The organism is Caldanaerobius polysaccharolyticus DSM 13641, assembly GCF_000427425.1.
In the GTDB taxonomy this organism is placed as follows: Bacteria; Bacillota; Thermoanaerobacteria; order Thermoanaerobacterales; family Caldanaerobiaceae; genus Caldanaerobius; species Caldanaerobius polysaccharolyticus.
Genome location: NZ_KE386493.1, coordinates 8,711 through 30,199, shown reverse-complemented (window position 1 = coordinate 30,199; position 21,489 = coordinate 8,711). Strand labels below are relative to the sequence as shown.

Annotated in this window: 17 protein-coding genes and 1 pseudogene; 3 read left to right on the top strand and 15 right to left on the bottom strand. The window is 40.4% G+C overall.

Features of this window, described 5'->3' with window-relative positions:
- Positions 1–95: 95 nt before the first annotated feature.
- The 7 genes from CALPO_RS0100125 to CALPO_RS0100095 all read right to left on the bottom strand — a co-directional run bounded on the left by CALPO_RS0100125 (position 96) and on the right by CALPO_RS0100095 (position 7,828).
- Positions 96–2,165 carry a stage V sporulation protein D gene (locus CALPO_RS0100125; RefSeq protein WP_051585757.1) on the bottom strand — a complete coding sequence of 690 codons (2,070 nt, stop codon included), beginning with the start codon at positions 2,163–2,165 and terminating at the stop codon, positions 96–98.
- Between the two features lie 51 nt (positions 2,166–2,216).
- Positions 2,217–2,579 (bottom strand): septum formation initiator family protein, encoded by a 363-nt coding sequence (locus CALPO_RS0100120; protein ID WP_026485527.1) that lies wholly within the window; start codon positions 2,577–2,579, stop codon positions 2,217–2,219.
- Between the two features lie 25 nt (positions 2,580–2,604).
- Positions 2,605–3,513: a 16S rRNA (cytosine(1402)-N(4))-methyltransferase RsmH gene (rsmH, locus tag CALPO_RS0100115; protein WP_026485526.1), complete on the bottom strand. Its 909-nt coding sequence runs from the start codon at positions 3,511–3,513 to the stop codon at positions 2,605–2,607.
- Between the two features lie 8 nt (positions 3,514–3,521).
- Positions 3,522–3,953 carry a division/cell wall cluster transcriptional repressor MraZ gene (gene mraZ / locus CALPO_RS0100110; protein WP_026485525.1) on the bottom strand — a complete coding sequence of 144 codons (432 nt, stop codon included), beginning with the start codon at positions 3,951–3,953 and terminating at the stop codon, positions 3,522–3,524.
- Between the two features lie 111 nt (positions 3,954–4,064).
- Positions 4,065–5,348 (bottom strand): EF-P 5-aminopentanol modification-associated protein YfmH, encoded by a 1,284-nt coding sequence (yfmH, locus tag CALPO_RS0100105; protein ID WP_026485524.1) that lies wholly within the window; start codon positions 5,346–5,348, stop codon positions 4,065–4,067.
- 1 nt (position 5,349) lies between these two features.
- Positions 5,350–6,603 carry an EF-P 5-aminopentanol modification-associated protein YfmF gene (gene yfmF, locus CALPO_RS0100100; RefSeq protein ID WP_245589858.1) on the bottom strand — a complete coding sequence of 418 codons (1,254 nt, stop codon included), beginning with the start codon at positions 6,601–6,603 and terminating at the stop codon, positions 5,350–5,352.
- Positions 6,604–6,679: 76 nt separating this feature from the next.
- Positions 6,680–7,828 (bottom strand): MFS transporter, encoded by a 1,149-nt coding sequence (locus tag CALPO_RS0100095; RefSeq protein WP_026485522.1) that lies wholly within the window; start codon positions 7,826–7,828, stop codon positions 6,680–6,682.
- 149 nt (positions 7,829–7,977) lie between these two features.
- Between CALPO_RS0100095 and CALPO_RS0100090 the strand changes: the two genes are divergently transcribed.
- On the top strand, positions 7,978–9,186 hold the full coding sequence (locus tag CALPO_RS0100090; protein ID WP_026485521.1) for an NADP-dependent isocitrate dehydrogenase: 1,209 nt from the start codon (positions 7,978–7,980) through the stop codon (positions 9,184–9,186).
- Positions 9,187–9,243: 57 nt separating this feature from the next.
- Here the strand turns inward: CALPO_RS0100090 and CALPO_RS0100085 are convergent, their stop codons facing one another.
- Positions 9,244–10,086 (bottom strand): phosphatase PAP2 family protein, encoded by an 843-nt coding sequence (locus tag CALPO_RS0100085; protein WP_026485520.1) that lies wholly within the window; start codon positions 10,084–10,086, stop codon positions 9,244–9,246.
- 100 nt (positions 10,087–10,186) lie between these two features.
- Here CALPO_RS0100085 and CALPO_RS0100080 point away from each other — a divergent pair, with 100 nt between their 5' ends.
- The gene (locus tag CALPO_RS0100080; RefSeq protein ID WP_026485519.1) at positions 10,187–11,428 is read left to right on the top strand and encodes a M48 family metallopeptidase; all 1,242 of its coding nucleotides are present in this window, start codon (positions 10,187–10,189) and stop codon (positions 11,426–11,428) included.
- 15 nt (positions 11,429–11,443) lie between these two features.
- Here CALPO_RS0100080 and CALPO_RS0100075 read toward each other — a convergent pair whose 3' ends face one another.
- Entirely contained in the window at positions 11,444–11,986 is a 543-nt protein-coding gene (locus tag CALPO_RS0100075) for a YhcN/YlaJ family sporulation lipoprotein (protein WP_026485518.1), read from the bottom strand.
- A gap of 125 nt (positions 11,987–12,111) precedes the next feature.
- Here CALPO_RS0100075 and ychF point away from each other — a divergent pair, with 125 nt between their 5' ends.
- Entirely contained in the window at positions 12,112–13,200 is a 1,089-nt protein-coding gene (gene ychF, locus CALPO_RS0100070) for a redox-regulated ATPase YchF (protein WP_026485517.1), read from the top strand.
- Positions 13,201–13,374: 174 nt separating this feature from the next.
- On the opposite strand, the gene CALPO_RS0100065 is transcribed toward ychF, so the two are convergent.
- The 6 genes and pseudogenes from CALPO_RS0100065 to CALPO_RS0100035 all read right to left on the bottom strand — a co-directional run.
- Complete coding sequence (locus CALPO_RS0100065; protein WP_026485516.1) at positions 13,375–14,331, bottom strand: acetylxylan esterase; 957 nt, start codon at positions 14,329–14,331, stop codon at positions 13,375–13,377.
- A 28-nt stretch (positions 14,332–14,359) separates the two neighbouring features.
- A complete protein-coding gene (locus tag CALPO_RS0100060; protein WP_026485515.1) occupies positions 14,360–15,865 on the bottom strand; it encodes a GH39 family glycosyl hydrolase in 1,506 nt (501 codons plus the stop codon).
- 82 nt (positions 15,866–15,947) lie between these two features.
- On the bottom strand, positions 15,948–17,018 hold the full coding sequence (locus CALPO_RS0100055) for a Gfo/Idh/MocA family protein (RefSeq protein WP_026485514.1): 1,071 nt from the start codon (positions 17,016–17,018) through the stop codon (positions 15,948–15,950).
- Between the two features lie 17 nt (positions 17,019–17,035).
- A complete protein-coding gene (locus tag CALPO_RS0100050; RefSeq protein WP_026485513.1) occupies positions 17,036–18,196 on the bottom strand; it encodes a Gfo/Idh/MocA family protein in 1,161 nt (386 codons plus the stop codon).
- Between the two features lie 180 nt (positions 18,197–18,376).
- Positions 18,377–20,353 (bottom strand): beta-galactosidase, encoded by a 1,977-nt coding sequence (locus CALPO_RS12785; protein ID WP_035171794.1) that lies wholly within the window; start codon positions 20,351–20,353, stop codon positions 18,377–18,379.
- Between the two features lie 380 nt (positions 20,354–20,733).
- Positions 20,734–21,489, bottom strand: a pseudogene (locus CALPO_RS0100035) (extracellular solute-binding protein); the annotation flags it as partial.

Genomic DNA, 21,489 nt, shown 5'->3' with positions numbered 1-21,489 from the left:
TCTCCTCTATCAATTGACATCGTTAAAAACCGCTACATACAGTATATCATATATTTTACGGAGTATAAATACATGGTACAATTTGTCACTTGCCGTCAAGGACCAGCAGGCTGCCTCTGCTGACTTAATATCAAATGTACCACTGTACCCCTTTTTACCTTGGTGCCAGCAGGTGGAGTCTGGCCTATTACAATGCCATCACCGCTTATACTGACCTTTATTCCGTACGCATTAAGTTGGTCCATAGCTTCCCTAAGTGTCTTGCCTGTAAGGTCAGGTACTGATACCAGTACCGAACTTTCGTCCTTTGACGCGTACAGAAATACGGTTGAGCCTTCTTTTACAGAAGCACCAGGCTTAGGCGACTGGTCTAACACTACATCGCCGTTTCCCTCTACATTATACGTGAGCTTTGAGTCTATGACCTTAACCTTGGCATCATCTACCTTCATGCCAGTAAAGTCGGGAGTTATCACATTTCTCTTTTCCAGCTCTTTGCTCTCCTCTGGCGTATATATAGGTTTGACTCCCAGATATTTCAGCGAATCCTCCATAATGCTTTTAACTACCGGTGCCGCTATAGCGCCTCCCATATGTCCTGAACCTGTGGGTTCATCTATCATCACGATGACAGCTATCCTGGGATCATCCGCCGGCGCAAACCCTGCAAAGGAAGCCACATACTTGCCTGGTGCGTATTTTTCCGTCGTACCCGTTTTACCCGCAATCCTATAACCTGGTATATAAGACTTTTTACCTGTTCCCTTGGATACCACGGATTCCAGTATGTCCCTCATCTCCTTCGAGGTCTGCGGCGAGATGACCCTTCTTATGACCTTTGGTTTAAATTCTTTTACAATTTTCCCATTATCAGGATCCAATATGTACTTGACCAGCATCGGTTCCATGAGGTTTCCCCCATTGGCAATAGCGGAAAGCGCATCTATCATTTGAAGGGGCGTAACCGATATACCCTGGCCAAAGGAAATGGTAGCAAGCTCCACAGGCCCAACCTTTGACAGGGGAGTTACTATACCGCTGGCTTCACCGGGCAATTCTATGCCCGTAGGTTCACCAAATCCAAAGGATTCTATATACTTGTAAAACACCGACGCACCCATTTTTTGGGCAGTCTCCACAAACACCACATTGCAGGAATTCTGTACCCCTTCCACAAAAGTCTCAGAACCATGGGGATCGTACCATGCCCAGCACTTTATCTGGTGCCCCGCTACAGTAACAAACCCTCTATCGTAAAATCTGTCGTCAGGTCTTACATTTCCTGAATCCAAAGCGGCAGCAGCGGTTATAGTTTTAAAAACAGAACCGGGCTCATATGTATCTGAAATCGCCTTATTCCTCCACTTTTTAAACAAACTACTTTGATCGCCCTCAAAAGGATTATTGGGGTCATAATCGGGTTTGTTGGCCAGTGCCAATATCTCCCCTGTACGAGGATCCATGACAATAGCCGTTACACCCTTTTCTGGTTTGTTTACGGCATAGGCATCTTCTAATGCTTTTTCTGTGAACTTTTGTATGTTCTCATCAATGGTTAATACCACATTAAAGCCATTTTTAGGCTTATTGTATTGCGTGGATTGATTATCAAGTTTTCTGCCCAAAGCATCGATAGGGGATAAAATATACCCGGGAACTCCTTTCAAGTATTTATCGTACATCAATTCAATGCCATCAAGGCCCTGATTATCTGTTCCCGTAAAACCCAATACGTGAGACAAAAGGTTGCCTTCTGGGTAATACCTTTTAGTATCGTTGGATATTTCTACCCCCGCGATATTCAACTCCCTCAATCTTTTTACCACATCCTCGGATACCCTGCGCTTTAAAAGCACCTCCTGTACGTTTTGCGTTATTTTTTTATATACATCACCTTCATCTAAATTCAGGAGCTGAGACAAAACCCTCGCAGTCTGGCGAGGATTCTTTACCTCTCTAGGTATCGCCGATACCTTGCCCGCTGTAGCGCTAACAGCCAGTTCATGCCCGTTTCTATCGTATATGGTCCCGCGTTTGGGCGCCACCATTACATCCAGCGTCCATTGATCCTCAGCCATCTTCATGTAAGTCGGCCCTTTTATCATCTGTATGTAACCAAGTCTTACGCTCAATGCTGATGTGGCAAAAATGACGGCCAACAGCATCAGCAAAAGGCGTCTCCTGGTTAACATGCCGACTTTCACTAATATATCACCTCATTTACCTTTACGAGCCTTAGGAACCTTTACGTATACGATCTGTGTTTCATCAGGCTTTACCATACCCAATCGATTTACCGCTATAGATTCTATCCGCTGCAAATCTTTTGCTCTGGCCAGGTTGGCCTCCAGTTCCTTGTTTTGAGATACTATCTGGCTGTACTGCCTGGATAATTCTTCATTGGCATAGCTCATTCTCACGATCACTACGTAACGGGATATTATGGTTATACCAGCGCAGAGAGCAAAAAAGATGCAAACCAGTTGCTTTAATTTTCTGCGCGGTTTAAGTCTTTTATGCCGCTTCTCTCGCCTTTCTTGCTCCAAAAGCTCGTAATAAGAGCGCTGTTCTATAAACAAATCTATTCACCTCTTATGTGAATTATTACAGCTTCTCTGCGACGCGAAGCTTGGCACTGCGACACCGTGGATTGCGCTCACGCTCTTCAGCGGATGGCACCAAGGGTTTTTTCGTAATTATCCTGGTACGCGGCTTCCCATCGCAGCCACAGGCATTTTCCTCCCTTTTAAACGCGTTTTTTACAATCCTATCTTCCAGGGAATGAAATGTTATTATAGCAAGTCTTCCTCCAGGTTTAAGCACATCTATAAAATCGGTTATGGCCTTCTCTAGAATGGCAAGTTCATTGTTTACGGCTATTCTAAGCGCCTGAAAGGTCCTCTTGGCAGGATGATGACCTCCACGTCTGCTCCTCGCTGGAATGGCTGATTTTATTATCTCCACCAAGTGGGCAGTGGTCTTTATAGGCTTTTTTTGCCTTTCCCTGACGATGAACTCAGAGATTCTCCTCGCCCAGCGCTCTTCCCCATAGTCCCTTATGATTTCTTCTAGTTCATCTTTGCTCAGAGAGTTAACCAGAAACTCTGCCGTTATTTCCGAACGCCTGTCCATCCTCATATCCAGAGGTGCATCGTGCATATAAGAAAAACCCCTCTGGGCTTCGTCCAGTTGATAAGATGAAACGCCTATATCGGCCAGTATTGCATCTACCGCATTTACACCCGAGTCCTTCAATACCTCTTTTATACAAGAAAAATTTGTCCTCTTAAGTATCACACTTTCTCCAAACGGTTCAAGCCTAACCTTAGACGCTTCAATCGCTTCATCGTCCTGATCAATTCCTATAAGCAAACCACCAGGCAATATGCGCTTTACCATCTCCAGCGAATGGCCAGCCCCGCCTATCGTGGCATCTACTACCACATCTCCTGGCTTTAGATTTAGCATATCTATGACTTCTCTTACCATTATAGGCACGTGTTTAAACTCCATGGGATCACCTATATCTCCAAATTTTCAAGGTTTTCTGCTATCTCTTCAAACGAGACATCAGTATCATCTACATACTTCTGCCATTTGTCCAGACTCCATATCTCCACCCTTGTAGAAACCCCTATTATCATTAAATCCTTCTTTAAAGAAGCATATTCCCTTAAATTCTGCGGTATCAACACCCTTCCTTGTTTATCCACCTCACATTGAGAAGCACCTGCAAAGAAAAACCTCATAAAAGCCCTAGCATCTTTTTTGTTAAGGGGCAATTCTTTCAACTTGTGTTCTATTCTCTCCCACTCCGACAAAGAGTATACAAAAAGGCACTCATCAAGCCCTTTTGTGATTATAAATGTATCTCCCAGTCCCTCTCTAAACTTAGACGGCATAATCACGCGGCCTTTAGAGTCCATGGTGTGTTGATACTCGCCAAAAAACATAAACCATCACAAACCCTTCACCTTTGCCCCACTTTACACCACTTCAAACCACTTTTATAGTATTATTCTATACCAAATCCAAAAATCCTTCAATAAAAATAAAAAAGTGCCTTATCTGGCACTTATAGGTTTTACAATAGAAATGACAGGGTTATTGAATTGCTCTTCAAACCTCCTGTTGACATCCTCTGCCTTTACCTCATCTATGGCCTTGTGGACATCTAGTATGTTTATTCCCTTCATATAATATGAGATAAAGGCGTGAGCAATACTCTCTACAGAATTGAACATTCTTATGTACCTTCCCTTGATATACCTTTTTATTCTTTCAAAGTCTTCCTGGCCAACCCCTTCCTTCTTTATTCTTTCCACCTCTTTAGTGACAGCTTCCATAACCGCCATGGGGTCTTTTGACTCGCCCCCTATAATAGAGTGCCCGTAGTCCTTCTGACCTTCAAAATCAAATCCAAAGTCATTGTCTATCAGACCCCTATCATATAAGTCGTTGTAAAGCCTTGAACTCTTACCGGCGAGCACACTTAATGCGATTTCCATCTCTACTCCTTTTTTCAACAGCCTGTAACCGTCATAACCTGTATCCACATCTTTATAGCCGATGTCAAACATGGGCATGGAGACCATCATTTCCTGTACTACCTGAGCCTTATTTATCCCTTTAGGCTCAACGGGATAAATCCTAGTCACGTTGCCGCTTACCTTACCCGGTTTTACCATTTCATCCGCTATGCTAAACACCTGCTTACAGTCCACGTCCCCTGCTACAAAAAGCACCATATTTTGAGGCGTGTAAAATGCATAATAACATTTGTAGAGCAAATCTTTATCTATTTTAGTTATGCTTTCAACAGTCCCCGCTATATCCAACCTAACCGGGTGCACGCTGTAGAGGCCATTCAGAGCGTTAAAGTAAACTCTCCAATTGGGATCATCCTGGTACATCCTGATTTCCTGAGCTATTATGCCCTTTTCTTTTTCTACATTTTCATCGGTGAAATACGGCCTCTGCACAAAGCCCAGCAGGATTTTCAAGCAATCGTAAAATTTATCAGTACTGCTAAACAAATAGGCCGTCATGTTAAATTCGGTAAAGGCATTAGCAGATGCCCCTAATTTGCTATACTCGTCAAATATGCTTCCATGCTCTTCTTCAAACATCTTGTGCTCTAGAAAATGGGCTATACCTTCAGGTACCTTAGTAGGCTGACTTTCTCCTGGAACGACGAACTCGCTGTCATTAGATCCATAATGGGTAGCGTATATGGCGTACTGCTTTGTGTAGCCTTTTTTGGGCATTACAAACACGTTCAAACCACTGGGAGTCACATGGTGCACCAGTTCTTCTTTTATAACAGCATCCTTTATAATATCATGCATATCACTTTGCCCCTTCCTTATTTCTCATGAAATAAATGGTATCCAATTGAATTCTCCTAGCCACATCAACCACATCGCTTATGGTTACGCTTCTCACTCTTTGCAGGTATTCGTCAAAGCTATAATTAGTACCTACAATGGATTCGCTTAATACAAAATCGGCTCTCTGAAAAGCGCTATCTGTCATAGATTTTACACTGTTTTCTATGGCCTTTATAGTGCTTTCGTATTCGTAATTTGATATCCTGCCAGCTTTTATGTCCTCAAGTTGCTGATTTATGATGTCCAAGGCTTTGTGGTAATTATCCACATCAATACCTGACGAAATGACCATAAGCCCTTTGTACCGTTCCAGCCTGGCAAAGGCATAATACGCAAGGCTTGCCTTCTCCCTCACATTGGCAAACAATTTAGAATGAGGGCCACCACCTAATATGCCGGTATAGACGACAAGCTTAAAATAATCAGGGCTGTCCGGCAACACGTTGGTCCTAAAACCTAAAGAAAGTTTTCCCTGGGTTACATCTAACCTGTCTACGACTTCCTTTACGCGATCTACATAATGGACCACAGCGGTTGGAGCAATAGGTTTAACGCCCTCCCTGGCAAAATTAAATGCGTTCCTTACGATAGCTTCCACCTCGTCTTCGCCCACATCCCCTGTTACGATAATATCAATAGGGTTTGACGCCAGCACATCTCTGTAGTAATCGTATAGATTTTTTTCATCAATAGCTTGTGTCATTTCCTGGGTACCCAGGCGGTCAATAGCAAATTTTTCACCTTTACACATCTCCTCAAAGCATCTCTCTACGGCGTAAGCGGTTTTATCATTTATCCTGGATTTTATCTGGTTTACTTGATTCTGCTTTTCTATATCCACATAGCTCTTTTTAAAATGTCCGTTTTCCAGCACAGGCTGCGTCAAAATCCTGCAGATGAAATCCACTGCTTTTGTAAACGTGTCTTCCCCTGCGTATCGGCCGTCTACCACTTCCATATTAAACTGTATAAATTGCCTCTCACCTTTTTTGCCCACGCCAACCCTCAAGCTGGCACCGTAAAGCCCTTCCAGATATCTGGTTATATCTCTATACGTAGGGTATCCGTTACAACCCCTTTTTAGCACTGATGGAATAAGGGCAAATTTAGAAGCATTATCCCCTAGCTCTTCGTGAACGTACACGTTTATAGACGTGGTCTTAAACTTGTTTATCCTATCTACGTACAGGTTAACACCTTCTGCTATTTTCAACAAAAACCCTCCTTTTTTACATCAACTGTAGTACTATATTCTACATCAAACAGGATTTTCATTCAACAAATCCACATTAATCTCTCCAGAACAAAATGATAAACGCAGCAGCACATAAAGCCAATGCAGCAGCGATTATAAATATTATGCTGTAACCGTACATTGCGATCATGTATCCGCTTATTGCTGTGGAAATTCCACTAGGCAAATACAAAAATACATTATCCATGCCCAGGTAAAACCCTTCATGGCCCTTTTGCATGATATCTATAAGTATGGCAAAAGGAAAAACGGACAAAGACGCATAACAAATTCCTATAAATGCCATCGTCAAAACCAGCAAAGGCAAATACGTAATCCTTTGCAAAAAGGCATTTAGCAACACAAAACACGCCAAAGAGGCAATTAAAAGGTACTTACGATCATATCTGTCAGCCAACCTACCCAGAAATGGCGATGATATGATGTTAAAAAACATGAGTACACTGACCATCAAGCTGGATACGTCCATGCCCATGGCCATGTGCTGGTTAAAGTACATGACGAGATAAGGCATTTCAGAGGCCACAGCCATCCACCATAGGGTTTTCGCTCCATAAAACCTTAAAGTCTCGTCGCTTTTAAAGTACCTTTTGATTAACTCCACAGATACCTTGCTCCTAATCTGCTTTTTCTCCTTCACAGATACCACTGGGATAATCGATGTTAACGCTATGGTTAACCCCACGATTTGAAAAAATAAGGAGTTATTAGAATCCCATAAAATCCCTCCAAGCATGGGCACCGAAAAGGCTCCAATACCACCTAGTAAATTCCAGTAACCAGAGATAATCCCCCTTTCTCCTTTACAGGCATTATCAGGTATCATGGAATTAAGGGGTATCTGGTACGCATGAAACGACATAAAAAATAAGAAAAACCATAAAAGAACGTCTCTAATCCCTTTAGCGGCACTTAAAAGCAACGCGAAGGCAAAGCACATCATTCCAAAAAGGAGCACATAGGGTTTTCGCCTTCCGCAGGGGGTAGACGTGGCATCGCTGATCATTCCCATCAAAGGCTGTATTATGACCCCTGACAGCATGCCAAGGCTCAACATAAAACCGCCCAGTGCGGCGCTACCAGTCTTGTAGTGCAAAAAAGGGGTCATATAAGTAGCCAGTGCATTGGTTCCCATTGAAACTCCCAGATTGCCTATTGCCAGTTTTAACTTAGACCTCTCCATAGTCTTTTCACCTATAATATATTTATAAAGCTAAAGGCTTTGTAAGAACAGACTCAATCTTTTCACTTGTCTATACAATAAATATACATTATAATAACAATGTATATTTTTGCATCACACCTCAAATTGAAAAAAGGAGAGGAAAAACCATGGCAGAAAAAATAAAAATGAACATCCCTTTAGTGGAAATGGATGGAGACGAAATGACCAGAATACTCTGGAAGCTCATAAAGGAGATTTTACTGCAACCGTACATAGATTTAAAAACAGAGTACTACGACCTTGGGCTTAAAAACAGAGATGAGACAGAGGACCGTGTAACCGTGGATGCCGCCAATGCCATTAAAAAGTACAAAGTGGGGGTTAAATGCGCCACAATTACTCCAAACGCTCAGAGGGTAGAGGAGTACAACCTTAAATCCATGTGGAAAAGTCCTAATGGTACTATAAGAGCCATATTGGACGGAACGGTTTTTCGCACCCCTATTATCGTAAATTGCATAAAGCCCCTTGTGAAGACGTGGAAAAAGCCAATAACCGTGGCCAGGCATGCATACGGCGACGTGTACAAAGACGTGGAGTATCGCATTCAAAAACCGGCAAAAGCTGAGCTGGTATTTACCTTTGAAGACGGCAGCGAAGCGCGACAAACCATACACGAATTTGAAACCCCAGGTGTGGTAGCCGCTATGCACAATCTGGACGACTCGATAAAAAGCTTTGCCAGGGCCTGCTTTAATTACGCACTGGATCTAAAACAGGACCTCTGGTTTGCCACAAAAGACACCATATCTAAAACCTATGACCACAGGTTTAAAGACATATTTCAGGAGATATACGATAGCGAATACAGGGAAAAATTCCAAGATGCAGGGATTGAATACTTTTACACGCTGATCGACGACGCTGTAGCCCGCGTGGTAAGATCCGAAGGCGGCATGATCTGGGCGTGCAAAAACTACGACGGCGATGTGATGTCTGACATGGTAGCAACAGCTTTCGGCAGCCTCGCCATGATGACATCTGTGCTGGTATCGCCAGACGGCTGTTATGAGTACGAAGCTGCCCATGGAACAGTTACAAGGCATTATTATAGGTACATAAAAGGCGAAGAGACGTCCACCAACTCCATGGCCACATTGTTCGCCTGGACAGGTGCGCTGAGAAAGCGTGGAGAGCTGGACGGCATTAAAGGCCTGACGGAATTCGCCGATAAAATGGAGAAAGCAGCGATTCAGACGATAGAAGAAGGCACAATGACCAAAGACCTGGCCTTGCTCTGCGATCTGCCGGATAAAAAAGTAGTAAATACAGAACAATTCCTCATGGAAATCAAAAAGCGATTTGAGGACCAATAAAGCCATTGCACTATAGTATAAGTCTGAGCAAAGAGGATTTAACCTTTTGCTTAAGACTTATACTACAACTTTATAGAAATAAGGCACGATCAGGGTTATATACACGCCCATCGCAAAGTGTTTTATCCATGTAAAAGCCAACTCCGCAGGCAAGACGTAGCCTAACCCAATGTATATAATCAAAAGGCCCGAAATTCCTATCAAGTGCAGGGCGATTTTTTTATGCCCTTTGCTCACACCGACCTCATACTTTACGTGTTTGCTTTCTATAAAATACCCTAAAAGCAAACCCGACATCATGCCCGAGACGCGCCATATGTCGTGTTGGGGGAATATCAAGAGCAACAAGAGCGAAACAGCTACAGAACCCAGCCATAACAACCACTCATGAGAAAGACGCAACGCAGATAGCCATTTTGTCTTGGATGAAAGGTACACCAGAGCAAAGCCCACTACAATACCTCCTATAACATCCAGCGGCCAATGAACTCCCAGGTATAATCGTGAAAAAGAAACCGATACGATAAAAATTCCCGCTATTACATACCATTTCACAGATCTAAAACGGCTTGCAACTATACCCCAGACAACCGTAGAATGCTGAGCGTGTCCGCTGGGAAAAGAATACCCACCTGCAGTTGACAAAGCCAGAGAGCGAATACCCGGATATCCTATCGGCCTATTTATCGACGTAAGCTCCTTTATTGCGGTGTTTAAGTATACGGAGATAAGAAACATAATACTTAGCTTTAAGCCAAATCTTTTATCGACATTCCAGTAAAAATATGGAATAAAGACAAAATAAAAAAATTCACTTCCAAGATAGGTAATTGAAATAAACAGCATATCAAAAAAAGGATTATGTATGGATTGTATAGCTTTTAATATCTCTACCTGCATACCCATCCTCCTCCCAGTAGTAAACAATTGATTCCCATTACATATTTTGATATAATATCTATAATATTACATTGCAACGCTTAAACAGAGGTGATAATATATGAACCTTATAAAACTCTCCAAAATATGGTTGTTGCTTGTGGGAATTGCTCTTGCGTTTTCGGCTCTGTACCTTTACTACACGCTATACCCTGGTAAAGTTTCCCCTGAGGCTTTTAAATATTTTACACCTGCAGAAATCGACAAATCAAGGGAATACCATAGAACTAGCAGACTGATATACATATCCTCGTTTTTATCCACCAGTCTTTTTCTCTTATGGTTTACATTAGGCAGCGGTGCCATCAAGCTGTCCCGCTTTACCGAAAAGATTTCATCAGGGCGGTATTACATAAGCGCCGTATTGTTTTTTATATTTTTCTGGCTTATGCTAAATGCCTTATCGCTGCCTTTTGCCCTTTACAGCCATATTATCGATGTAAAATGGGGTTTCTCCATCCAGAACATGACATCGTGGTGGCAGGATTATTTAAAAAGCTCTCTGTTAGAGATAGCAATATCAGGAGCAAGTACCCTACTGTTTTTTTACGCGATAAATCGGTGGCGAAACTGGTGGTGGGTGGCTGCCTGGATATTCTTATCTATTATGCTATTTGTTCAAAATTTAATCTGGCCTTACCTTATAGCGCCTTTATTCAATAAATTCACTCCTGTAGAAGACCCTTCAATATTGCAAATGGTAGAGGATATTTCGAAAAACGCAGGTATACATATAGACAACGTACAGGTAATGGACGCCAGCAGGCGAACAACACAAGCTAATGCATATTTTTATGGAATAGGCAAAAACAATAAAATAGTACTGTACGACACATTGCTTAAAAAATACCCACAAGACGAAATAAAAGCCGTAATCGCCCACGAAGCCGCTCACTGGAAAGAAAATCACGTTCTAAAAAGCTTGTTATTAGGATCGGTGAGTATTTTTATCGCTTTATTTTTACTTCATCAGCTTTTAAAAACCACAATTACATGGCCTTATGGAAAAAATTTACCTATAGCCGCACTGGCAGTGGTGTATTTATTTGCGTTTTTAATAAGCTTTGATGCAAGCCCACTGCAAAACTACATATCCAGGCAGATGGAACGACAAGCCGATATACTATCTGTAAGTTACTTACACGACAAAAATTCCGCGATCAAACTACAAGTAGATCTATCTAAAAAAGACCTGCTGGATGTAGACCCCCCGTCTTTTATCGAATGGTTCTCATATACCCATCCTTCCACGCTTCATCGAATTCAAACAATTCAAGCTGCAAAAATCCTATCACAGAAGTGATAGGATTTTTGATTATTATCTAGAAGGAGTTATGCGCTTTAATATCTCGCTAATTTCCCTGGCAAAACCTGATATAGGTTTACCCCTTGCCACATCAGCGGCTATGCTATTTATCCTGTTATAAAGGTCAGGATCTGCCGTTACGCTAACATTATTTATGGCTTTATCCGTAGACCTCACTGTTTTTTCCACGCTTTTCTTTACTTTGGCCTCTTTTGTCTTTTCCACATTGCCTTTCATGTCTATGCCCACTAAAGCCGTATTTCCGCTGATCACCACTGTGGCCCTGTTGACATCAGGGAGCTTAGCTACAGCTGCAGCTATCCTGTTGGCCCTAGCTGTCTGAGAATTGGTAGTCCTGGTAGGCGTGGGTACCGTCCTGGTAGGAGTGGGCACCATCCTGGAAGGTGTAGTCCGGGGTGTAGTAGTTCTGGGCACAACCCTAGTAGTCTTTGTAGGTGTGGTGGGTTTTCTAGCAGGCGCTTTACAACCTGTAAAAACAGCCGTAAGCGCGAACAATATAATTAAAACGACACTGAGAACTTTCAATTTTTTCACTTATCAATCACCTCCAAGTTTATTTTAACTTATTAACTTCTATTTATACGGTATTGAATATTATACGCCTAAGTGCTATACTGATTTTTGCACGAGATGGAAATACTATTGAAAGGAAGAAAGCCATGCAGATTGGAATTGTAGGATTACCTAATGTTGGAAAAAGCACGCTTTTTAACGCCATAACAAAAGCAGGTGCTGAGTGCGCCAATTATCCTTTTTGTACCATTGAGCCCAATGTAGGTGTGGTAGCAGTACCTGATAATCGGTTAAATGAGCTGGCAAAAATGGTTAATCCTGCTAAAATCACTCCGGCTACCGTAGAATTTGTAGACATCGCCGGTTTGGTCAAAGGTGCCAGCAAAGGAGAGGGACTAGGCAATAAATTCCTTTCCCATATAAGAGAGGTAGAAGCGATCGCCCACGTAGTTAGGTGCTTTGAAGATCCCGATGTGGTTCACGTAGAGGGAAGCATAGATCCCATCAGGGACGTAGAGACGATAAATCTAGAGCTCATACTGGCAGATTTAGAGGTTATAGAAAGGCGCCTGGAAAAAGCTAAAAAAATGTCTAAATCAGGTGACAAGCAATACGCGGCAGAGGTAGAAATTATAGAAAGGATAAAAGATCAGTTAGAGTCAGAAAAGCCCGTTAGATCTATGAATTTTAAAGAAGAAGAGAAAGATTTCGTCAAGCAACTGCAGCTATTGACCAGCAAACCCGTCATATACGTAGCCAATGTATCAGAAGAGGATCTACTAGAAGAAAATCAGTACGTCAGGAGGCTTAGAGAATACGCCAAAGGTGAAAACTCAGAGGTCATAGTTATATGCGCCAAAATCGAAGCTGAGTTGGCCGACCTCTCCGACGACGAAAAGCAGGAATTTCTCAAAGAGCTGGGGCTATCAGAGCCCAGTCTAAACAAGCTGATAAGAATCGGATATAGAATTCTCGGCCTGATTAATTACTTCACAGCAGGTCCCAAGGAAGTTCGCGCGTGGACTATAAAAAACGGCACAAAAGCCCCAGAGGCTGCAGGAAAAATCCACTCAGATTTTGAAAAAGGGTTTATACGGGCTGAAGTCATAGGATATGAAGACCTCATATCAGCAGGCTCTCCGGCAGCCGCTAAGGAAAAAGGGCTAATGCGGCTGGAGGGAAAGGACTATGTAGTCAAAGACGGAGATGTAATAGTCTTTAGGTTCAACGTGTAGCAAAACCGGTTTTGATCGTTAATAGCATTTATATAAACAACTAACATGATTCCAATTTCTATATATGTTTATCAAGACCGGCAGTTTTTAATAACTTCGTAAATTCTTGGTATCAAAAATTTGACCAAAGTGTGAGGAGATTTGACGTAGTCAGATCTCCTCATCTCTGTACATTTAAAGCTCCAGTAAAAACTGCATAGCCAAATCGCTAAATCCTCTCATAGGCTCATGGCCGTAATCAGGATATACTTTTATATCCTTCTTTGACCTTATATTGTTGTATGCTGCAAATACAGTCGATGGCGGACAGACTTGGTCCATAAGTCCAACACACATAAGCACATCGCCTTTTATCTTTTTTACTAGATTTTTCACATCTATATAACCAAGCTTAGTAAACACTTCATTTTCTCGTTCGTGCCTGGGATCAAAAAGCCTGAAATAATCTGTAATCTCTTGGTAGGCATTTTTTGCAAGGTCTAAATCCCATACCCTTTTATAATCAGATAAAAAAGGATATTCAGATACCACTTTACGTATGCGAGGCTCCAGTGAAGCACAGGCCAATGCTAAGCCTCCGCCCTGAGAAGGTCCCATCACTCCCACTCTATTTTCATCTACTTCAGGCATATTCATCACTATTCCGGCCAATTGTGCGGTATCTAGAAAAATATGCCTGAACAACAAGTTGTCTACATCGTCGTCTAATCCCCTTATAATGTGGCCATTGAGCGTATTTCCCTTTACACCGCCTACATCTTCAGATAGACCACCTTGGCCTCTTGCGTCCATAGCCACAACTGTAAAGCCTGCCGCCACATAATTTAATTTATCACTCCAGTCTCCTGAATTTGATGAATACCCATGAAACCTTATTAGTGCAGGATGCTTCTTATCTATTTTAGGCCTTATATACTTGGCATGTATCCTTGCGCCACGCACGCCTGTAAAGTACAAGTCGTAGCATTCTGCAAATGGCACTTGAAAGTTGCTGGGCTTAAGCTCAACTTTCGGATCAACTGACCTCATTTCTTTTAGCGCTCTATCCCAGTATTCATCAAAATCTTCCGGGCACGGATTTGTACCAGTGTATTCCCGAAGTTTTTCTAATGGCATGTCAAAAAGTCCCATTTTCATCCTCCTAAATCGCAAATTATAATCAATATCCATTCATTTTGCTATCATCAAGCCCAATATAAGTGCTTGACTCATCTACTACTTCAATCAGTTCAAACAATACCACTGCATTTTTACCTAATTTAAATTTTAGATTAACATATCCATTATTTGATGTAACTCTATCTGTCTTGATTCTAGGCCTTGCAATATCTCTTAAAGTATTAATTTGCTCTTTGCTTGGAAATCTAGGTCTACCCATATGTCTCCATGTACCCCAAGGATTACCGTATTCTTCGTCGATTAACTTCATCTTTATTAAGACATCTTTAAAATCCACAGGTATCTCCAGTTCGTATTCTTTATCTGGATTTTCTGTCTTTTCCATTATTTCGTTCCACGCAATCAGCGCAACTGATCCATCATCCCTTCTAGTTACAAGCAAATGATCGTCTCTATAGAGAATTTCCTCTCCCATAGCATTGAAAAATGTAAACATATGAAAAGTCGGCTTCGGTATATTATTCAGCGCAACTAGTCCAAACCCTCCATGAAACTGCGACCTTGGTACGTCTTTCTCTTCAAACACATCGCTGAATGTCCAATATGAAAAGGAATCAACATAGTCTCCTCCTTCGCTTAAAATCCTTGCAAGATACGCTGCATTAAAAGGCGTATCGTGTACAGGATTTAATGGGCTATAAGATGTATTGTACTCCGTTATGTGAAACGGAAGATTTGGAAAAGGCGAATTCTTTATCATATCTCTTACTTTCTTAAATTCATCCAGCATGTGCGTCGGTGGCATGATCTCTTGATATATAAGATGCGGAGTATACTCACCCTGTTTAGAAGTATATGCATGGCGCGACACAAAATCAACAGGAACATTTTCCTCATGACAGAAATTTAAGAAGTCTTCTATCCAGTAATCAGCTCCACCGCATATGGCGGGGCCTCCAACCTTTATATTTTCATTTACTTCTTTAATCGCCTTTGCAGTAACCTTGTAAAGCTTAAAATACTCCTTTTGATCAGCATCTTTCCAAAATTCTTTTAAGTTTGGCTCATTCCATATCTCAAACGGCCACTTCAAAACTTCCTCTATTCCATATCTAGAGATAAAGTGCTCTACAACCGCTTTTACAAGGTTGCTCCACTTATCATAATCTTTAGGTGGGGTTACATTCCCTTCCCAATAAAATACTGTCTGATCTCCAGACGCCAACTTTTTCGGCATAAAACCAACTTCAACAAAAGGTCGTATACCCAATTCCAAAAATGAATCAAAGATTCTATCTATATACGTAAAATTGTAAAACGGCCTTACATCATTGCCTATTGCATCTTCACGATAAATGCCTATATCATCGCACAAAAGTCCATGCCCGCGGATGTATTTAAAATCGATGTTTTCCTTTACGTATTTTAATGTATCAATATACTCCTTTTGAAGAGCCAATCCTAACCTCCCTGTGCCAACGCAATATCTCCATCTATTATTAAACTTTATGCTATTGGATTTTTTTGGTATTTTTATTTTTATCATGCCAATACCTCCGAATTCATATTAAGTGAAATTTATCACAATATGCTATTATAAGCCTCTGACATAATGGGTCCTCTCCTTTTTATTCCACTTTAGTAGCACTATACTGGGCATCTAACGCTAGCTCTATAGCTTTAAATATGTGCTCTTGTGTCATGGCATTTTCTGTTCTATTTAAGCAGTCAAGTATCAATTCACCAAAGAAAGGAAACCCTACTTTGCCTTTTACATCCATATAAAACTCGCCATCTTTATTTGCTAGATACACATGATCTGTCGTATTTTCTCTAGCAACATCGATGTACTTTCTAAGTTCTATATATCCATCTGTACCTAATATGAATAGCCTTCCATCGCCCCATGTTCTAAGGCCATCTGGGGTAAACCAATCTACTCTAAAGTAACCCGTTGCGCCATTGTCACCAACTAGTGTCACATCTCCGAAGTCCTCAAAAGTGGGATACTGCTTATGGTTGTAATTTGCTACTTTTGCTGATTGGACCTTTGCATCTTTTGCACCTGTGAAAAATAAAAACTGCTCTATCTGATGACTTCCTATATCGCACAATATTCCTCCAAACTTGTCCTTTTCATAGAACCAATCTGGCCTTCCTTTTCCCACTCTATGTGGCCCCATTCCAATAACTTGTATTACTCGTCCTATTACTCCATTTTCTACTAGCTGCCCTGCATACACTGATGCTTCATTGTGGAGTCTTTCACCATAATAGACGGCATATTTCTTCTTTGTCTTTTTTACTTTGTCTTTAGCTTGCTCTAGTTGCTCTCTTGTGGTCATAGGTGGCTTGTCTGCAAAATAGTCTTTTCCTGCATCCATAACTTTTAGCCCTATGCTGCATCTTTCCGATGGTATGGCTGCACTTGCTACTAGTTTAACTGAGTTATCCATAAGTATCTCATCTTCACTGCGGGCTTTCTTGGCATTTGGGAATGCCTTTAAAAATGCTTCGACTTTTTTCGGATCTTTATCGTAAACCCATTTTATTTCTCCGCCGGCTTCTACTAGTCCTTTTGTCATGCCATATATATGGCCATGATCGAGTCCAATGGCTGCAAATGCAAAATCTCCTTCACTGCAAACTTTTTTAGCCTTGCTTTCTGGCATATAGTACATGCCGCTTTCTTTGTTCATTGCTATCCCCCCACCATTTACTTTATATCTCTTCCAAATGTTATGCGCTCATCAGAAAAATTTTCAACAAATGTTTTTTTCTCATAAAAATGCGGTACGGAGGCCATTATGCCGCTAACCGTGTAAAATGGGTCATATTTCTCGATCGGAAGCTTAACAACTTGCCTTGTGGAAGCTGCTTTGTAAATGGCCGTTATAAGCTCTAGAGCATTTCTCCCGTCCTCACCCTTTACTAAGACATCACGGTTTAATTCCAGCGCCTTTAGAACATCATCAAGCTGGGGAGTATGTCCTTCATATCTGGTCTCATCAATGCTATCATAATAATCTTGAATCTCTTTCTCTAATTTTTCGTCTCTCCCTGCCGGAAAACCATTATTTGATGCAACAGACGCATACACTCTCCAAGGAACGGATATTCTCGCCTTTTTCCCCTGAAGTACTATCTGTTGCTCTTCTCCGTGATGCACAACTGAGCTAGTTATCTGAGCTAGAGCACCGTTTTTATACTTAAGTATCGCTATCGATATATCTTCAACTTCGGCGTTGTCGTGGGCTACGTTGTTCATAACAGCCTGCACTTCTTCAGGCATGCCTAAAAGCCATATAAGCATGTCAATATGGTGTATCGCATGATTCAGTGTGCATCCCCCGCCTTCTTTTTCCCATGTACCTCTCCACCAAAGATCGTAGTAGGAATGATCCCTCCACCAAAATGAGTCTACTTGTGCATGTACTATATCACCGGCTAGACCTGACTCAACTACCTTTTTTAATTTCATAAATTGGGTTCTAAAACGGTTTTGCGATATTACCGACAAGAGTTTTTTGTTTTTCCTTGACGCTTCTAACATTTTGTCACATTCTTCTAGTGATGCTGCCATTGGCTTTTCCACGATTACATTCTTTCCAGCATTCAAACTATCTACTGCAATATTGGCGTGGGTATATGGCGGTGTACATATATCCACAACGTCGACATCTTCCATTTTTAATATCTCTTTATAATTTTCATATACAATAGCATCATTTAAGCCGAACCGCTTCTTCTTCTCTGCCGCCTTTTCTTTGTAGATATCACATATCGCAACGATCTTACATCTTTGTGGAAATTCTAAAAAACCTTTTATATGAGCAGGAGAAATATTTCCAGCGCCGACTATGGCTACATTAATCATAATAAAATCCCCCATCAACCAACTAACATTATAATTTAAATTTTTAGATTTTGCTGAAATGTATTGGTTATCAAAAATCGACTATGTTGTAAAAAGCACTTTTAGGCCTATAATCGACATCAAAAAGAAATGGCCACTTCGTACCTGGCACAAGTAATTCACACGATCAACTTTCCTTCTTTATATCTTCTGCAATATAACCAAATCTTTAGAAGGTATTTCAATATGGTTTTCCCATTTTTTGCTCTTTATAATATCAACATAAGATCCTATAAGTTCAATGTTCACTTCTTTCGAATTATGGTTTAAAATAAACAATACTTCTTTCCCATCTTTTACTCTACAACTAAATTCAACACCAGGAATAGGCTTATCATAAAGTGGGTGTATTTCTGATTCTTTTACAAGCCAATACACAAATTTATCTATATCTTTTTCACTAGGAACACTACCTATATAGTAAGCTCTTCCATTTCCATAATTATTCATTGTCAGCGCAGGACTACCTTCAAAAAAGTTATCTCCAAATCTAGCTATAACCTGAGCAGTTATAGGACTGAGGATTTCATACCATGTATCACAATTTATAATCATATTTTCTTTTTCAAACTTCAATAAATTAAATTTATTTTCTGGTATTATCCCATATTCTTCTATTTCAATTCCGAAAAGTTCCCTTAGTTCTCCAGGTAACACATCCATAATGATTCTATTGTTCCAATCACGTGCTCCAGTACGAAAACCAGATATAAGTATACCTCCATTTTTTACATATTTATAAAGATTTTCTATTATTTTTTCATTAGTTAATGTTAACTGAGGCGCTATAGCCAGTTTATATTTACCGAGATCAGCAACAGGGCTAACAACATCTACTTGTATATTGTTACGAAACAAAGCTTCATAATACCGCCTAATATGATCTATATAACGAAACTTTTTGACATGAGGCTGAATTTCAAATACCCATTCATTGTCATAACACCTGATTATAGCAACTTGTGCCGGTATATTTCCCTTTTCAAACATTGAAGAAATCCTCTTTAGCTCTTCCCCCATTTGTTTAGCTTCAAAATACCTTCTCCTTGGCACACCATCGTGTCCCAAAATCCCATGCCAATATTGCTCTGTCCCGAACGGACAAGTCCTCCACCGAAAATAAATTATAGCGTCTGCTCCATGAGCAATCGATTGGTAAGCAAAAAGCCTCATTTGTCCTGGCTCAGGATTTTCAGAGATAATTTGCCAACCTCTAGGACCACTTTGCTGCTCCATTACCCAGAAAGTCGTATTTTTTAATCCTCTAGCAACATCATGAGCAAGCGCGGGCTCTATAATATTGTCAGAAGTCCCCGGATAATTATCCCACGAAACGAAATCCAAATCTTTTGCTAAATCAAAATAATTCAATCCATTATAAAGCTTCATAAAATTATGAGTAATCACATGATGAGGAACTATTTTACGTAAAATATCTATTTGAAATTTCTGAAATGCCACTATAGTATCTGAATAAAAACGGTAATAATCTAAAACAAGCCCAGGGTTATGAGTTGTAATATCAGCTGACATAGAGTAACGTGGACTTATTATTTCATCCCAATTGCGATATACTTGGCTCCAAAAAATAGTTCCCCATTCTTTATTCAATTGATCTATAGTAATATATTTTTTCTTTAGCCATTTTCTAAAAGCTTTTTGACATTTATCACAGTAGCACCTACCTCCAAATTCATTATCAATTTGCCAACCAAAAACAGCAGAACAATCTTTATAGTGTTCAGCCATTTTTGAAACAATAATTTCAGTATATCTATAAAGATTCTCACTATTATAACAGGTATGTTTTCTTAATCCAAACCCATAAGTATGTCCCATATAATCCACTGGATATATGTCAGGACACTTATCCATTAACCATTTTGGCGGTGCAGCTGTTGGAGTACCTAGTATAACTTTTATTCCGTTTTTTTCTAAAATTTCTACAACTTTGTCTAGCCACGAAAAATCAAACTTTCCTTCTTCCGGCTCTATTTTTGCCCACGCAAATTCTGCTAATCGAACTATATTCATATTCGCTTCTCTCATTAATTTAGCATCAATTTCCCATCTTTCCTCCGACCAATGTTCAGGATAATAATCTACTCCATAAAACATATAAAGCATCCCCTTCCTAACGGTCAAATTCAGATATTCCTTACAATATGTACTTAATTCCCAATTTTTATAGGCAATGAACATATAATTATTCCTTTACGCTTCTAAAACAATGCCTGCGGTAAAATATTTCATATTCATCGGACTTAGTAAATTCGATATTTTGATTACTTTCGCTTTCAGAATTAACAAATCGGCTTTTGTTCTTCATCAAATAACAACGGCCAATCTTTCCTGTTTTTAATCGGGAAGTTATCCCTAAACAGATAGATGATCTTCTTTATCCTCTACCGCTTCATTTACCACATCCCATGCTATATCGTCATTTATACCATTGGGTGGCGCAAAGCCACCCAATGGTATAATCATATAAAATCTGGTTATTTAAGTTGATTCTTAGTGCTGTTGTAGACTTGATTTGCAAGCTTTGTAAGCTCGTCACTGCCTTTGGCCTTACACTGCTGCACAAATTTATCCCAATCCTTATCCAGTGATGCCTGACCCATTATAAATTTCAACGTCATCTGCTGAACATAATCCATTAATGGCTGGCTTATCATATTAGCCCGCTCTCTCTGACTTTCATCATACAAAATAGGTGGTGCTTGAGGAAGTAGCTCCCTGGTCTTATTTACCTCTTCTGTAAATTTTTTATCCTCGTCTCTCATATAAGAATATGCCAACTCTTTAGGTCCGCCGTACATTAACATAAATACACCACTGCCAAACCCAAAATCTTTTCTTAAATCTTTTGTACCATTAGGATTTAATCCTAAAAAACCGGCTGTGACATCAGGCATTAATTCTATCTTTCCATTAACGACTTTATACGTTGTTCCTTCCACACCCCATTTAGTTAAAGTTTGCCCCTCTTTACTGTACCACAGCCAATCTATAAATTTCAGCATCTGGTGAAAGTTAGGATCTTTTAATGCGTTAGATGAAATCATTATACCATTTTCAAGGCGACTTCCCGCTAAAACTGCTCCTTTTGGTCCTGCAGGTGGTATTATTTTTATCACTTTGTATTTACCCTTGCCTAAAGTCTCATCCATCCTTTGTCTCAAATTAAGCAATTCTTGAGAATTCGTAGTTATCACAAAAGATTTCCCTGTAACAAACTTTTGTATTGCTTG